Annotated in this window: 14 protein-coding genes and 1 tRNA gene; 10 read left to right on the plus strand and 5 right to left on the minus strand. The window is 66.7% G+C overall.

Going from position 1 to position 13,964, the window contains the following annotated elements; all coding sequences use genetic code 11:
- Nucleotide 1: 1 nt before the first annotated feature.
- Complete coding sequence (locus tag SMCB_RS02530; RefSeq protein WP_045534825.1) at nt 2-3,133, minus strand: Rne/Rng family ribonuclease; 3,132 nt, start codon at nt 3,131-3,133, stop codon at nt 2-4.
- Nucleotides 3,134-3,628: 495 nt separating this feature from the next.
- Between SMCB_RS02530 and SMCB_RS02535 the strand changes: the two genes are divergently transcribed.
- The 8 genes from SMCB_RS02535 to plsY all read left to right on the plus strand — a co-directional run bounded on the left by SMCB_RS02535 (nt 3,629) and on the right by plsY (nt 9,329).
- A complete protein-coding gene (locus SMCB_RS02535) occupies nt 3,629-4,633 on the plus strand; it encodes an RluA family pseudouridine synthase (protein WP_231851228.1) in 1,005 nt (334 codons plus the stop codon).
- Nucleotides 4,634-4,678: 45 nt separating this feature from the next.
- On the plus strand, nt 4,679-4,975 hold the full coding sequence (locus SMCB_RS02540; RefSeq protein WP_045534828.1) for an H-NS histone family protein: 297 nt from the start codon (nt 4,679-4,681) through the stop codon (nt 4,973-4,975).
- A gap of 202 nt (nt 4,976-5,177) precedes the next feature.
- Nucleotides 5,178-5,837, plus strand: coding sequence for an HAD family hydrolase (locus SMCB_RS02545; RefSeq protein WP_045534830.1), 660 nt, complete (start codon nt 5,178-5,180; stop codon nt 5,835-5,837).
- Between the two features lie 27 nt (nt 5,838-5,864).
- Nucleotides 5,865-6,815: a ribosome biogenesis GTPase YlqF gene (gene ylqF / locus SMCB_RS02550; RefSeq protein WP_045534832.1), complete on the plus strand. Its 951-nt coding sequence runs from the start codon at nt 5,865-5,867 to the stop codon at nt 6,813-6,815.
- Between the two features lie 8 nt (nt 6,816-6,823).
- A complete protein-coding gene (locus tag SMCB_RS02555) occupies nt 6,824-7,438 on the plus strand; it encodes a hypothetical protein (protein WP_045534834.1) in 615 nt (204 codons plus the stop codon).
- 21 nt (nt 7,439-7,459) lie between these two features.
- Nucleotides 7,460-7,552, plus strand: a tRNA-Leu gene (locus SMCB_RS02560).
- A gap of 16 nt (nt 7,553-7,568) precedes the next feature.
- A complete protein-coding gene (locus SMCB_RS02565) occupies nt 7,569-8,639 on the plus strand; it encodes an aldo/keto reductase (protein WP_045534836.1) in 1,071 nt (356 codons plus the stop codon).
- 57 nt (nt 8,640-8,696) lie between these two features.
- On the plus strand, nt 8,697-9,329 hold the full coding sequence (gene plsY / locus SMCB_RS02570) for a glycerol-3-phosphate 1-O-acyltransferase PlsY (RefSeq protein ID WP_045537458.1): 633 nt from the start codon (nt 8,697-8,699) through the stop codon (nt 9,327-9,329).
- Here the strand turns inward: plsY and SMCB_RS02575 are convergent.
- Together SMCB_RS02575 and SMCB_RS02580 are read right to left on the minus strand one after the other, a co-directional pair.
- The gene (locus SMCB_RS02575; protein ID WP_045534838.1) at nt 9,326-10,291 is read right to left on the minus strand and encodes an HD-GYP domain-containing protein; all 966 of its coding nucleotides are present in this window, start codon (nt 10,289-10,291) and stop codon (nt 9,326-9,328) included. The two genes, plsY and SMCB_RS02575, sit on opposite strands and share 4 nt — an antisense overlap.
- A 19-nt stretch (nt 10,292-10,310) precedes the next feature.
- Nucleotides 10,311-10,796, minus strand: a complete 486-nt coding sequence (locus SMCB_RS02580; RefSeq protein WP_045534840.1) for a YajQ family cyclic di-GMP-binding protein — start codon at nt 10,794-10,796, stop codon at nt 10,311-10,313.
- A 44-nt stretch (nt 10,797-10,840) separates the two neighbouring features.
- On the opposite strand from SMCB_RS02580, the gene murB reads away from it, so the two are divergent.
- Together murB and SMCB_RS02590 are read left to right on the plus strand one after the other, a co-directional pair.
- On the plus strand, nt 10,841-11,884 hold the full coding sequence (murB, locus tag SMCB_RS02585; protein WP_045534847.1) for a UDP-N-acetylmuramate dehydrogenase: 1,044 nt from the start codon (nt 10,841-10,843) through the stop codon (nt 11,882-11,884).
- Entirely contained in the window at nt 11,881-13,200 is a 1,320-nt protein-coding gene (locus SMCB_RS02590) for an MFS transporter (RefSeq protein WP_231851229.1), read from the plus strand. Before murB ends, SMCB_RS02590 begins: the two co-directional genes overlap by 4 nt.
- A 9-nt stretch (nt 13,201-13,209) precedes the next feature.
- On the opposite strand, the gene SMCB_RS12630 is transcribed toward SMCB_RS02590, so the two are convergent.
- Both SMCB_RS12630 and SMCB_RS02595 read right to left on the minus strand, forming a co-directional pair.
- Nucleotides 13,210-13,350 (minus strand): hypothetical protein, encoded by a 141-nt coding sequence (locus tag SMCB_RS12630; protein ID WP_432715190.1) that lies wholly within the window; start codon nt 13,348-13,350, stop codon nt 13,210-13,212.
- Complete coding sequence (locus SMCB_RS02595; RefSeq protein ID WP_045534854.1) at nt 13,347-13,955, minus strand: type IV toxin-antitoxin system AbiEi family antitoxin domain-containing protein; 609 nt, start codon at nt 13,953-13,955, stop codon at nt 13,347-13,349. Before SMCB_RS02595 ends, SMCB_RS12630 begins: the two co-directional genes overlap by 4 nt.
- Between the last annotated feature and the right edge of the window lie 9 nt (nt 13,956-13,964).

Genomic DNA, 13,964 nt, shown 5'->3' on the forward strand with positions numbered 1-13,964 from the left:
CTCACCCTTCGTGTGGCAGCACCAGTTGGCGCAGGTCGCGGCGGGTTTCGACCAGCACCAGCGGGCCGTCGTCGGGCAGTTGCACCGGTTTGGGCTGGCGCGGCAGCTGCGGCGTCGGCACCAGAGCGGCGCTGGCGGCGCGGGCCTGCTCGATGCGGGCCGGGTCGGACTGCACCCATTGCAGACCGGCTTGGACGGCCAGCGCCTCGAGCTCGGGCAGTGGCAGCACGAAGGGCGCGCTGGCTGCGGCAGGAGCCGGAGCTGGTGCCGGGGCTGGTGCTGCAGGTGCGGTGGCCGCTGTCGGGGTCGGTACTTGGCTTTGGCTCCTTGCTGCATCGGTCTGCTGAGCGGTCGCTGCATCAGCCTTTGCCGTTGCGTTGGAAGCGGCAGTGGGGCTTGAGGTGGGCGCGGCGGGCGCGGGCTGGCTGCTGGCTCGGCTGAAGTACGAGCGTGCCGGGGTGGCATCCTCTTGCTCGCTGGGTTCAGCAGCTGCGTTGCTGGCGGTGGCTGCGGCGGCCGTTGCAAGGGGCGTGGCGTACCCCGTGCCACCTTCGCTGGTCTCGGTGCCGTCGCTGCCCTCGGTGCCTTCGGTGGTGCTGGCGCGTTCGCGCCGGTCGCGGCCGAAGCGGTCGCGGCTGCGGCGGCGCCCGCCCGTGCCTTCGTTCTCGCGTTCGCCCGCTGGCTGGCTGGAGCCGTTTTCTGGGGCTACAGCGCCATCGGCCAAGGCCGGCTGGGCGCTGGTGTCGGCGTCGGTTGGGTCCGCCACGGCTGCGCTGGTGTCGGCCGCGGCGGCGCTGCGCCGGCCCTCGCCGCGTCCGCCCCGGCTGCGCTCGCGCCGCACGTTATCGGCGGGTGCGCTGGCGCTGGCTTGGCCGTCGGCCTCGCCGGTGGCGCTGGGCAGCTGGGCTTCGGTGCTGGTATTTTCAGGGCGTCCCTCGCGCTCGGGCCGCTCGCCGCGTTCGCCGCGCTCCGAGCGGTTGGGGCGGCGGGTTTCGCTGCGCTCGGGCCGCTCACCGGCTTCGGTGCGCGCGCCACCGCGCTCGGCGCGGCCTTCTGTTGTGCCCTCGATGCGGCCTTCGGTACGCCCTTCGTTGCGGCTGGGGCGCTCGGTGCGCTCGCCGCGGCGGCCTTCGCCCGTGCGTGCACCGGCTTCGGCAGCGCCTTCGGCGCGGTTGCTGCGTTCAACACGCTCCCCGCGCTCGCTGCGTTCACCGCGTTCTCCGCCACGACCGCGGCCGCTGCCGCCGCGTGGACCGCGTGGCGACTCGGCCTTGGTGGCAGCAGGGCCGGCCGTTGCGGCGCGCCTGGCAGCCGGTGCTGCTGCAGGCGCAGCCTCGGGTGCCGGTGCCAAGCCCAGCAAGCGCTTGAACCACGCCATGAAGCCGCTCGAGGCGGCGGCCGGCACGCCGTGCGCAGCTGCGCCCGCGCTGGCTGCGGTGGTTGGTGTCGCAGTGGGTGCCTGAGGCACCACCGCAGCCGCACCGGTTGCGCCAGCGCCTGGGCTGGCCTTGGCCGCCACTTGCGGGGCCGGGCCGTCGGGCAGCACGCCCTTGATCAGCGGCTCTTGCTTGTTGGCGCGCTCGTGGCTGCGCCGGGTCACGGTGGCCACGTCGTCGATTTCTTCGGCCAGCCGGTAGCTGGCGTCGAGCTTGTCGAGGCGCGGGTCGTCGTGCTTGAGGCGTTCGAGCTTGTAGTGTGGGGTGTCGAGCGATTTGTTGGGCACCAGCAGCACGTTGATGCGCTGGCGCAGCTCGATCTTGGTGATCTCGGTGCGTTTTTCGTTGAGCAAAAAGCTTGCCACTTCAACCGGCACCTGCACGAACACGGCGGCGGTGCCGTCTTTGAGCGATTCTTCTTGGATCACGCGCAAAATTTGCAGCGCCGAGCTCTCGGTGTCGCGGATGTGGCCCGAGCCGCCGCAGCGCGGGCAGGGGATGGAGGCCCCTTCGGCCAAGGTGGGGCGCAGGCGCTGGCGGCTCATTTCGAGCAGGCCAAATTTGCTGATGGCGCTGAACTGCACCCGGGCGCGGTCTTGGCGCAGCGCATCGCGCAGGCGGTTTTCTACATCGCGCCGGTTGCGCGATTCTTCCATGTCGATGAAGTCGATCACCAGCAGGCCGCCCAAATCGCGCAGCCGGGCTTGGCGCGCCACTTCGTCGGCGGCCTCGAGGTTGGTGCGCAACGCGGTTTCCTCGATGTCGCCGCCCTTGATGGAGCGCGCCGAGTTCACGTCCACCGCCACCAGCGCTTCGGTCTGGTCGATCACGATCGCGCCGCCGCTGGGCAGTTGCACCGTGCGGCTGTAAGCGGTTTCGATCTGGTGCTCGATCTGGAAGCGCGAAAACAGCGGCGCGTCGTCGCGGTAGCGCTTCACCCGATGCCCATGTTCGGGCATCACGTGGCTCATGAACTGGTGCGCTTGCTCGTAGATGTCGTCGGTGTCGATCAGGATTTCACCGATCTGGCTGTTGAAATAGTCGCGGATGGCGCGGATCACCAGGCTCGATTCCTGGTAAATCAGGAACGCGCCCTTGCCGGCTTTGGCGGCGCCGTCGATGGCGTTCCAGAGCTTGAGCAGGTAGTTCAAGTCCCATTGCAATTCACCCGCTTCGCGCCCTATGCCGGCGGTGCGCGCGATGATGCTCATGCCACCCGGGTAGTCGAGCTGGTCCAGCACCGCTTTGAGTTCGGCCCGTTCGTCGCCTTCGATGCGCCGGCTCACGCCACCGCCGCGCGGGTTGTTGGGCATCAGCACCACGTAGCGCCCGGCCAAGCTGACGAAGGTGGTGAGGGCCGCGCCTTTGTTGCCGCGCTCTTCTTTTTCGATTTGAACCAGCAGTTCCTGGCCTTCTTTGATCACGTCCTGGATGCGCGCCTGGGCGGGCGAGGCATTGCCTTGGAAGTATTGGCGCCCGATTTCCTTGAACGGCAAAAAGCCTTGGCGGTCTTCGCCGTAATCCACGAAGCAGGCTTCCAGCGAAGGCTCGACGCGCGTCACCACGGCCTTGTAGATATTGCCTTTGCGCTGCTCGCGCCCTTCGATTTCGATTTCGTAGTCGAGCAGTTTTTGCCCGTCTACGATGGCCAACCGCCGTTCTTCGGACTGGGTGGCGTTGATCAGCATGCGTTTCATAAAAAATTCCTCGGTCTTTTGCACAACATGCCCCAAATGGGGCGCACGGCCAGCGGCCAACGTGCGACGTGCGAACGAGGAGGAATTGCCGGAGATCCCGGGCTTAGGGTGGGCTGTGCGGTCGGCTGGGTGGGCGCGACCGCACAGCCTCAAACCTGCCAAGGCATGGGCGCGTGGAGGGCGGTGATCAAAGGGGGCCAGTGGGGGGCTGTCACAGCGTCTGCCAGAGGGGCTTTGGTTTCACTTTGGTCCGCGTCCAGCCCGGCGCGGCGCGCGTGGGCTGGACGTTTGGGGTATTCCGTATCGGGTTCGCTTCGACGACGTCGACTCGACCTGCGGTTCGTGCGGCCGCTGTGGGCGGCTACGTTGCTGCCAAGGCGGGGCGGCACGAAAGGGCAGGGCTGGCAACTTGTTACCGAATCGGGGGTGGTGGCGCGTGCCCTTAAAATCCTAGCTTGATTTCAAGGCTGCTCAAACACCAACCCATCGACTCTGGTGACAACCATTATAAACAATTCCAGTGCCGGCGTGCGCCAGCTCGTGGTCGATGCCGAATCCGACGGCCAGCGGCTCGACAACTACCTGTTGCGCGAGCTCAAAGGCGCACCCAAAAGCCTGATCTACCGCGTCATCCGCTCTGGTGAGGTGCGGCGCAACAAGGGCCGGGTGCAGGCCGACAGCCGCGTGGTCGCCGGCGATGTGCTGCGCATCCCGCCCTTGCGCTTGGCCGCGTCCGCACAGTCGGCGCCCGATCAAGCGGTGATGGCTGCAGTGCCAGCGCGCGAGTTTCCCGTGCTCTACGAGGACGACGCCCTGTTGGCCATCGACAAGCCCGCCGGGGTGGCCGTGCACGGGGGCAGCGGGGTGTCGTTTGGCGTGATCGAGCAGCTGCGCCGCGCACGCCCGCAAGCGCCGCTGCTGGAGCTGGTGCACCGCCTAGACCGCGATACCAGCGGAATTTTGCTGGTGGCCAAAAAACGCAGCGTGCTGCGCCTGTTGCAAGAGCAGTTGCGCCAGCGCAGCATGGGCAAAAGCTACCTGGCGCTGGTCAAAGGCCCATGGCCAGCCCGGCTCAAAGTGCTCGACTGGCCCTTGCATAAATATTTGCTGCCCGATGGCGAACGCCGGGTGCGCGTCACCGATGCGCACGATCTGCAAGGCATGCGCGCGATCAGTCTGGTGCAGGTGTTGGGGCAGCTCACGCTGGCGGATGCCAGCGGTGCCGCACAAGTGGCCACGCTGCTGGCCGTGACCATTAAAACCGGGCGCACGCACCAGATTCGGGTGCATTTGGCGCACGCCGGGCATCCGATTGCCGGTGACGACAAATACGGCGATTTTGGCTGGAACCGCGACTTGCAAAAACTGGGCGGCAAACGCATGTTTCTGCATGCCTGGCAATTGCGCTTCACGCACCCCGTGTTGGGGCAGGAAGTGCAACTGCAGGCGCCTTTGCCGGTTGATTTGTTGCACTGGGCCGATTGCCAGCGTTTTTTGTGATTACAATCGGGCTCTCTGCTACTTCATCGTTAAAGGAATCTCGATATGGCCACTTACGCCGAACTCAAAGCCCAGGCCGAAGCCCTGCTGCTGCAAGCCGAGCAGGTGCGCAAGCAGGAATTGACCAATGTCATTTTGGGCATCAAGGCCACCATGAAAGAGCACGGCATTACGCTCGAAGACTTGGGTGCCGCAGCGCGCAAAGCCGGTGCCCGCGCCAAAGCCCCGGCCAAATTCAAAGGCCCCAACGGCGAAACCTGGTCTGGCGGTCCGGGGCGCAAACCCGAGTGGGTGCGGGCCCTGCAGGCCGAAGGCAAAAACATCGAAAACTACCGCATTTGAGTGCCCCGCCGCGTAAGCGGCGTCGGTTCAGGCGTTAGCGGCGTAAGTTCAGGCGTCAGTGGCAGGCGTCAGTGGCGTCGGTTCTGCGATAATCCGCTGTCAAGCGCGACGCTTTGTCTTTGGGTGCAGCGTCAGGCCCGCCCAGCAGATCCCACGGGGGCGCTTGAATGCGCCCTTCCTCTTTTTTGTAGTCACCCGTCCCATGCGCCCGCGCCAATTCGACCTGATCGCTTTCGACTGGGACGGCACCCTGTTCAACTCCACCGCCCAGATCGTGCGCGCGATCCAAGCCGCCGTGCGCGACGTCGGCGGCCAAGTGCCCAGCGACGAGCAGGCCGCTTGGGTGATCGGCATGGGCCTGATGCAGGCGCTGGCCCACGTTGCCCCCGACGTGCCCCCCGAGCGCTATCCCCTGCTGGGCCAGCGCTACCAGCAGCATTATTTGGCGCAGCAGCACGAATTGACCCTGTTTGAGGGCGTGTTGCCCTTGCTGGCCGAACTGCGCCAGCGCCAGCACCTGCTGGTGGTGGCCACCGGCAAAAGCCGCCGCGGCCTCGACGAAGCGCTGCATTCGGTGCAGCTGCAAGGGGTGTTCGACGGCTCGCGCACCGCCGACGAAACCGCAGGCAAGCCGCACCCCCTGATGCTGCACGAGCTCATGCAGGCGTTTGACGTGGCGCCCGAGCGCACGCTCATGATCGGCGACACCACGCACGATTTGCAGATGGCGCGCAACGCCGGCTGCGCCAGCGTGGGCGTGAGCTACGGCGCGCACGACCACGCCCATTTCGACCCCCTCGGGCCCTTGCAGGTGGTGCATTCGGTGCCCGAACTGCGCGCCTGGCTGGCCGCACACGCCTAAGCGCACAGGCATCCAAGAGAACACAACATGGCGGTGCAATGGTTTCCCGGGCACATGTACGCGACGCAAAAAGCGATCGCCGAGCGCCTCAAGTCCATCGACGTGGTGATCGAACTGCTCGATGCGCGCCTGCCGGGCTCGAGCGCCAACCCGATGCTGGCGCGCCTGATCGGCCCCAAGCCCACGCTCAAAATCCTCAACAAGCAGGATCTGGCCGACCCGGCCCAAACGCAGGCCTGGCTGGTGCACTACCAAAGCCAGCCCCACACCCGCGCCATCGCGCTCGACGCCAGCGTGGCCGGGCCGGCGCGGGCCCTGATCGGCGCCTGCCACGAGCTGGCCCCTAGGCGCGGCGGGTTGGCCAAGCCCATGCGTGTGCTCATCGGCGGCATCCCCAACGTGGGCAAATCCACCCTCATCAACACCCTGGTGGGCAAGCGCGCCACCCGCGTCGCCGACGAAGCCGGGGTCACGCGGGCGGAGCAGCGCATTTTGCTGGCCGACGATTTTTACCTCTACGACACGCCGGGCGTGCTGTGGCCCAAGATCATCGTGCCCGAAAGCGGCTACCTGCTGGCGGCCAGCGGCGCCGTGGGGCGCAACGCCTACGACGAAGAAAGCGTGGCGCTCGAGCTGCTGCTGCGGCTGCGCCAGCCTTATGCCGCGCTGCTGCAAGCGCGTTACCAGCTGCCGCAAACGCTCGAGCAGATCGCCGCCATGCCCGAAGACGCCTTGCTGCAAGCCATCGGCCAGCGCCGGGGCTGCCTGCTGCCCGGCGGGCGCCTGAACACCCAAAAAGCCGCCGAGGTGCTGTTGAGCGATTTTCGCAGCGCCGCCTTAGGGCCCATCACGCTCGAGACGCCGCAGCAATTTGCCCAGTGGCTGCGCGCCGCCCAGCAAGCCGAGGCCGAGCGCGCCGCCGAGCGCGCTGCCGCGCGCCTACCCAAACCCCAAGTGGATCGCGCATCCCACACCTGACCCTCCCAATGGACGCCTTTCTGATCGCTTTTTTGTTTGGCTTGGGCTACTTCATGCTCAAGGCGCGCAGCGAGCGCGAGCGCATCGCCTTGCTCAGCAGCCACCTGCGCCGCTACCAGATCGAAAAGCTGATGGAGCAGCTCAACCACGGTTACCTACGCGCCCTCGGCGAGCCCGAGCCCGAGCGCCGCAACCCGATGTGGGCCGCACTGAGCGAGGCCGAGGGCCAGCTGGCGCAGCAGCTCAGCGACTTGGCTGCCGACATCGGCCAGCTGCCGGCCGAGCAAACCCGCCTGTGCCGCGTCAGCCTGCCCATGATCGAGCGCTGGCTGCCCCAGTCCACGCTCGATTTGCGTGCCGTGCTGCGCGTACACGCTGAGGCCGTGCGAGCCGCCACCGCCAACCACGAGCAGCGCAGCGCCAAAGCGCGCGCCCACACGCTGCTGGCTGAGCTGATGCTGTTTCAGCACACCTGTCACTGGTTCTGCAAATCGCGCAGCGTGGCCTCGTTTCGCCTGCTGGCGCGCCACCGCACCGCCTACGAGCAGGTGCTCGAAGCCATCGCCGAGCCCACCCGGCGCGCCTACTTGGCGTTGCTGCAAGGCGGCCCGCGCGCCGCCTAAAGGCTAGAATCGTCGGCTTGCGCCCCGATGGTGAAACAGGTAGACACAGCGGACTTAAAATCCGCCGCTTGCTGCATAAGCGGCGTGCCGGTTCGATTCCGGCTCGGGGCACCAGCTAAACGGAGTTTGCATGTCGGCCATCAAGATTGTCACCCTCGGCCAGAGCGGCCTGCAAGTGCCCGCCATCGGCTTGGGCACCATGACCTTTGGCGAGCAAGTGGGCGCGGCCGAGGCCTTTGCGATCATGGACCGGGCGCTCGAGCGTGGGGTCAACTTCTTTGATACCGCCGAGATGTATTCGGTGCCGCCGCGGGCGGAAACCTATGGCGCCACCGAGCGCATCATCGGCCAGTGGCTGGCGGCGCGCCCGGGGGTGCGCCAGCGTCTGGTGCTGGCCACCAAAGTGGCCGGGCCGGCGCGTGGCATGAGCTGGATTCGGGGCGAGCACACCGGCCTGACGGCGCCAGAGATCGTGGCCGCCTGCGAGGGCAGCCTGCGCCGCTTGGGCGCCGAGGTCATCGACCTGTACCAGCTCCACTGGCCGGCGCGCAACGTGCCGATGTTTGGCACGCTGTATTACGACCCGGCCAAGGATCGGCCATGCCCCTCGATTTTGGAGCAGTTGCAGGCGCTGGCGCAGCTGGTGCAGCAGGGCAAGGTGCGTGCCATCGGCCTGTCCAACGAAACCCCCTACGGCGTGCACGAGTTCGTGCGTTTGGCCGAACAGCACGGCTTGCCGCGCGTGGCGAGCGTGCAAAACCCCTACTGCCTGCTCCACCGCGGCGCAGAAAACGGGCTCGACGAAACCCTGCACCGCCTTGGGGTCGGGTTGCTGGCGTATTCGCCGCTCGGCTTTGGCCTGCTCACGGGCAAGTACGATGCCAGCGGCTTTGAGGGCGCCGACCCGGCGCTGGGCCGCATGGCGCGTTTTGCCAGCATGCGCCAGCAGCGCTGGGGCCGCGCCGGCGCGCTGCAGGCGGCGCGCCGCTACAACGCCTTGGCGCGCGAGCACGGCCTGGCGCCCACCCAAATGGCGCTGGCTTTTTGCTACTCCAAGTGGCAGGTGGCGAGCACCTTGATCGGCGTCACGTCGCTGTCGCAGCTCGACGCCTGCCTTGACGCTTGGGGCACGGTGCTGGCGCCCGAGCTGCTGCAAGCCATCGACGCCATTCGGCTCGAGCAGCGCGACCCGGCCTATTGATCAGCTCGCCAGCGCTGATCCAGCGCTGCATTTACAAGGCATGAGCAAGGGATGACGATGATTGTTGAGTGGCTCTGGCTGCCGGTTGTGGTGCTGGCGTATTTGATCGGTTCGCTGTCGTTTGCGGTGCTTATCAGCCGCATCATGGGTTTGAGCGACCCACGCACCTACGGCAGCCAAAACCCCGGCGCCACCAACGTGCTGCGCTCTGGCAACAAAGTGGCGGCGGCGCTCACGCTGCTGCTCGATGCCTTCAAGGGCTGGCTGCCGGTGTGGCTGGTGCTGCAGTTTGGGCCCGCATGGGGGCTGGGCTGGGGCACGGTTGCGCTGGTTGGCTTGGCCGCCTTCATCGGCCATGTGTATCCGGTGTTTATGCGCTTTCAGGGCGGTAAAGGGGTGGCCACCGCCGCCGGGGTGCTGCTGGGTTTCGAGCCCCTGCTGGGCCTGCTGGTGCTGCTGTCGTGGGTGCTTACGCTATTGCTCACGCGCTACTCCTCGCTGGCGGCGATCGTGGCGGCGCTGGTGGCGCCGCTGCTCTATTGGTTCGGTTCGCCCGCCATGTGGCAGATGCAGCCCGCCTTAGGGCTTGCCATCAGCGCCATGAGTGCGCTGCTGCTGTGGCGCCACAGTGGCAACATCCAGCGTCTGCTGGCCGGACAAGAGAGCCAGGTGGGCCGCAAAAAAGGCTAATGCGCCAGCGCCATGCGCGACAGGTGCAGCAGCCGGGCGTGGTTGAGGCGCACGCGCACCGTTTGCGCGACCAAGGCCGCGGCAATGCCGCAGCCGTCGGTGCGGGTGTCGATGAGCGTGGGCTCGGCCAGCGCCGACCCGGCGACGTCGAGCACGCTGGCCACCCAAGGCGCGCCCGGCTGCGTGGTGCGGCGCAGCACCACGGCGATGGTGTCGTCTTCGAGGCGCACAAAGCTGCCCGGCGGGCAAATGCCCACGGTGCGCAGCAGGGCGTGGCCGATGGCGTTGATCGCGCTTGCTCCGCTGCCTGTGCCCGCATCGGTGGCCAGCATGGCATGCCGGCCCGAATCAGTGACGCAACGGCCGGCGCGGGTTTCGCGCGGGCTGATCTGCGCCGCGTAGCGGTCGGCGGCTTGCAGCAGCCGGGTCGGGGTGTCGAGTTCGTCAGAGCGTTCGTGGTGCTGCTCCACCGTGTGCAACCAGTCGGCATCGGTTACGCCGAGCTCGCGCAACCACTGGGCGCCCCGGGCGGCGTGGGTGTCGATGGCGGCGCGTTGCTCGGCACTGGGTTCGATGGTCTGTTCGGCCAAGGTGTTTTGCAGCTGCGTCATGCCAATGTTCATGGTCAAGGCCGCGTGTGCCAGGCTGTCCTGCTTGGCTGCGGGGCAATCGAGGCTGGGCGCCACCAGCCTGCACAAGGCCCAGCACATCAGCGCGTGCGAGCTGCTGTAGCCGATGCTGGAACTGGTGGCCAGTTGCAGCAACCAGTACAGGCTGGCGTCAGGGTCGATTTGCAGCAGCTCTTGGGCTTGCACCTGCAGCGCATGCAAACGGGCGCAAAAGTCTTTGTGCGTGCGGGGCTGCAGCAGCAGGTGCGCCAGATCGCTCTCGAGATCGGACCAGCGCAGCGTCCACTCGCGCATGAGCGCGTAGGCGGGGTCGGGCGCAGCGGCAAAACTCATGGGCGGCAAGCGGGCGGTTTCAATCGCGAAAATTGTTGAAGCTCAGGGGCAGGTCGGGCAGGGCTTGGCGGATCAGGGCCATGGCGGCTTGCAGCTCGTCGCGCTTGGCGCCGCTGACGCGCACCGCCTCGCCCTGGATGGCGGCTTGCAGCTTGAGCTTGCTGCCTTTGATGGCTTGCTGGATTTTTTTGCTGTCTTCGCTGGCGATGCCTTCGCGCACCTTGAGCACTTGGCGCACCTTGTCGCCGCCCATTTTCTCGATTTTACCGGCATCGAGGAAGCGCACATCGACGCTGCGCTTGCTCAGCTTGGCGCGCAGGATGTCGTCGATCTGGGCGAGCTGAAAATCGCTGTCGCCACTGAGCACGATGTCGTTTTCTTTGAGCTCGATGGCGGCGCTGGTGCCTTTGAAGTCGAAGCGGTTGCCGATTTCCTTGGCGGTTTGATCGACGGCGTTTTTGATTTCAACCCGGTCGGGTTCGAGGACGGTATCGAATGAAGGCATGGTGCGGTGCTGGTAATGTAATGCGGGGGTGCGACAATGGCCAGATGTTAGTCGAGAACAACGCGGCCTTGCAGCCGCACAACACATTTGGCATCGCGGCGCAGGCACAGCGCTTGTTGCGGCTGCGCAAGGCCGAGCTGCTGCCCGACTTGGTGCGCCAGCCCGGTTGGTGCGCCGAGCGCCTGCGCGTGCTCGGGGGCGGCAGCAACATCGTGCTCACCGGCGACGTCGAGCCCTTGGTGCTGAAAATCGAAATGCTGGGGCGGCGCCTGTTGCGCGAGACCGAGGCCGGCTATCTGGTGGAGGCCGACGCGGGCGAAAACTGGCACGATTTCGTCGCCTGGACGCTGGATCGGGGCTGGTATGGGCTCGAGAACCTCGCGCTCATCCCCGGCACGGTGGGCGCGGCCCCGGTGCAAAACATCGGCGCCTACGGGCTCGAGCTGCAAGACCGCTTTCATTCGCTCGACGCCGTCGATCTGCACAGCGGCGAGGTGCACAACCTAGACGCGGCGCAGTGCCGCTTCGGCTACCGCGACTCGGTGTTCAAGTGCGAGCGCACCGTCGCACCGGGCCATGGGCGCTGGCTCATCACGCGGGTGCGTTTTTGGCTGCCCAAGCGCTGGCAGCCGGTGCTGGGCTACCTCGAGCTGGAGCGCAAAGTGGCCGAGACCGGCCTAGAGCAGCCCACGGCGCGGCAGATTTTTGACTGGGTGTGCCAAATCCGGCGCGCCAAGTTGCCCGACCCGGCCGTGATCGGCAACGTCGGCAGTTTTTTCCAAAACCCGCTGGTCAGCCGCGAGCAGTGTGCCGAAATCTGCGCCCGCCACCCAGCCGTGGTGCACTACCCGCTGCCCGATGGGCGCGTCAAGCTCGCAGCCGGCTGGCTGATCGAGGCCTGCGGCTGGAAGGGCCAGACGCTGGGCCGCGCCGGCGTTTATGAAAAACAAGCGCTGGTGCTGGTCAACCGCGGCGACGCCTACCAGCCGTGCAGCGGCGCCGATGTCATGGCGCTGGCCACCGCCATCCAAGCCAGCGTGCTCGAGCGCTTTGGCGTGCGGCTCGAAATCGAACCGGAGCTGTGGTGAGCCTCAACCCCTCCACCCCCACGCCCGACGCTGCGGCGAATCTGGGCCCGGTGCTGCAAGACGGCGTGCGCCGGCGCGAGGCCTTCGGCTGGGCGATGTTCGACTTTGCCAATTCGGGCTACACCACGGTGGTCATCACGGCCATCTATGGGGCCTACTTTGTGGCCGGCATCGCCGGCGGCGCCACCTGGGCCACGCTGGCTTGGACGGCGGCTTTGGCTTTTTCCAATCTGCTGGTGCTGCTCAGCGCGCCGGTGCTGGGGGCTTGGGCCGATGTGCACGCCGGCAAAAAACGGCTGGCGGCGCTCACCACCCTCGGCTGCGTGCTCACCACGGCGGCGCTGGGCTGGGTTGGGCCGGGCAGCGTGCTGCTGGCGCTGGCGCTGCTGGTGCTGTCGAATGCGTTTTTCAGCTCCGGCGGCAATCTGGTGGCGGCCTTTTTGCCCGAGCTCGCGCGCCCGCAGCGCCTAGGCACCCTGTCGGGCTGGGGCTGGGGCTTGGGCTACGTCGGCGGTCTGCTGTGCCTGGCGCTGTGTTTGGCCTACATCACGTGGGCGCAGGCGCGCGGCCACACGGCATCGGAGTTCGTGCCGGTCACCTTGCTCATCACGGCGGGCCTGTTTGCCCTCACGGCCCTGCCATTTTTTATTTTGGTGCGTGAGCGCGCGCAGCCGCAAACGCGCTCTGGAATCTCGGCTTGGGCGCAGGTGGCCAAGACCTGGCGGCAGTCGGCCCGATATCAAGACATGCGCCGCTTCATCATCTGCATCGTGTTTTATCAGGCCGGAATCATGACGGTGATCGCGCTGGCGGCCATCTACGCCCAAGAGGTGATGGGTTTTGACACCGCGCAGACGGTGATGATGATTTTTGTCGTCAACATCACCGCCGCCATCGGGGCGCTGGGTTTTGGCTACCTGCAAGACCGCATCGGCCCGGTGCGCGGCATTGCGCTTACGCTGCTGGGCTGGATAGCGATGGTGCTGGTGGCCTGGTCGAGCGAGAGCGCGGCCAGCTTTTGGGTCGCGGCCAACTTGGCCGGGCTGTGCCTAGGGGCAAGCCAGTCGGCCGGGCGGGCGCTGGTCGGCTACCTGGCACCGCCGGCGCAGCGTGCCGAATTTTTTGGGCTCTGGGGGCTGGCGGTGATGCTGGCCTCGATCGTCGGCCCGCTCACCTACGGGCTGGTGACTTGGCTCACCGGCGGCGACCACCGCACCGCCATGCTCGTCACCGGCCTGTACTTCGTGATTGGGCTGCTGCTGCTGCGCGGGGTCGATGCCGAGCGGGGCTACCGGGCGGCTTTGGCGCAGGGCTGATCGAGCCGATCAGTCTGCGTAAGCAGACTGGCCCAGCCGGTAAAGCAGGCGCTCAAGCGCAAAACGCACCAACACTTGGTTGAAATCCACGCCTTGCGCTTGGGCAAGCTTGAGCAGGCGGGCGCGCACCGAAGCTGCCCTGTCGTTCATTCGATGGCCTCCAAATATGGGCGCATCACATTGGCCACGCGGCAGATTTTGGCGCAGCGCCACAGATCGTCCGCCGTTGCCTTGCGCTGGGCGCGGGCATCTTTAAGTGCCTCTAGCGCCACGTCGAGGCCGATTTGGTTGCGGTGCTTAAAACAGTCCACGACCGTTTTGGCCACGCCAAAAACCCGCAGCCTCACGCCGTCGCGCAGGTGCTCTTCAACGCCGGTGGCATAGGCTGCGGTGCTCATCTGCACCATTTTTAGCGGCGGGTAGTCGATCCGGGGTAGGTGGCTGCCGCGCGGCATGGCGATCCAGATTTGGCGCGGCAGTTGGGTCGTCAGCTCGTGAAATTGCAGCGCGCTCAGCAGGCAGAACACGGCTTGCGGCACCTTGGTGGCGATGGCCGCAAGGCTTTCGTGCTCTGAAGCCGGGTGACTGGGCAAGCGGTAGAGGCCGCGCCCAACCCGCTCCAGCAGGCCAGCGGCGCACAGGCGCGAGAGCGTGATGCGGGGCGCACCGATGGCATCCAGATCGCTGGTGCGCAGCAGCCCCTTGAGGCTGGCCAGATCGAGGACGCGCTGGCCGTGGGTGAGAGCGACTGGCATGGCGCGAGT

This window comes from Serpentinimonas maccroryi (assembly GCF_000828915.1).
GTDB lineage: Bacteria > Pseudomonadota > Gammaproteobacteria > Burkholderiales > Burkholderiaceae_C > Serpentinimonas > Serpentinimonas maccroryi.

Bases quoted from the DNA above. Each gene is read 5' to 3' on its own strand.
- SMCB_RS02530 (WP_045534825.1), bottom strand. From the start codon at position 3,133: ATGAAACGCATGCTGATCAACGCCACCCAGTCCGAAGAACGGCGGTTG.
- SMCB_RS02540 (WP_045534828.1), top strand. From the start codon at position 4,679: ATGGCCACTTACGCCGAACTCAAAGCCCAGGCCGAAGCCCTGCTGCTG.
- SMCB_RS02545 (WP_045534830.1), top strand. From the start codon at position 5,178: ATGCGCCCGCGCCAATTCGACCTGATCGCTTTCGACTGGGACGGCACC.
- ylqF (WP_045534832.1), top strand. From the start codon at position 5,865: ATGGCGGTGCAATGGTTTCCCGGGCACATGTACGCGACGCAAAAAGCG.
- SMCB_RS02555 (WP_045534834.1), top strand. From the start codon at position 6,824: ATGGACGCCTTTCTGATCGCTTTTTTGTTTGGCTTGGGCTACTTCATG.
- SMCB_RS02565 (WP_045534836.1), top strand. From the start codon at position 7,569: ATGTCGGCCATCAAGATTGTCACCCTCGGCCAGAGCGGCCTGCAAGTG.
- plsY (WP_045537458.1), top strand. From the start codon at position 8,697: ATGATTGTTGAGTGGCTCTGGCTGCCGGTTGTGGTGCTGGCGTATTTG.
- SMCB_RS02575 (WP_045534838.1), bottom strand. From the start codon at position 10,291: ATGAGTTTTGCCGCTGCGCCCGACCCCGCCTACGCGCTCATGCGCGAG.
- SMCB_RS02580 (WP_045534840.1), bottom strand. From the start codon at position 10,796: ATGCCTTCATTCGATACCGTCCTCGAACCCGACCGGGTTGAAATCAAA.
- murB (WP_045534847.1), top strand. From the start codon at position 10,841: ATGTTAGTCGAGAACAACGCGGCCTTGCAGCCGCACAACACATTTGGC.
- SMCB_RS12630 (WP_432715190.1), bottom strand. From the start codon at position 13,350: ATGAACGACAGGGCAGCTTCGGTGCGCGCCCGCCTGCTCAAGCTTGCC.
- SMCB_RS02595 (WP_045534854.1), bottom strand. From the start codon at position 13,955: ATGCCAGTCGCTCTCACCCACGGCCAGCGCGTCCTCGATCTGGCCAGC.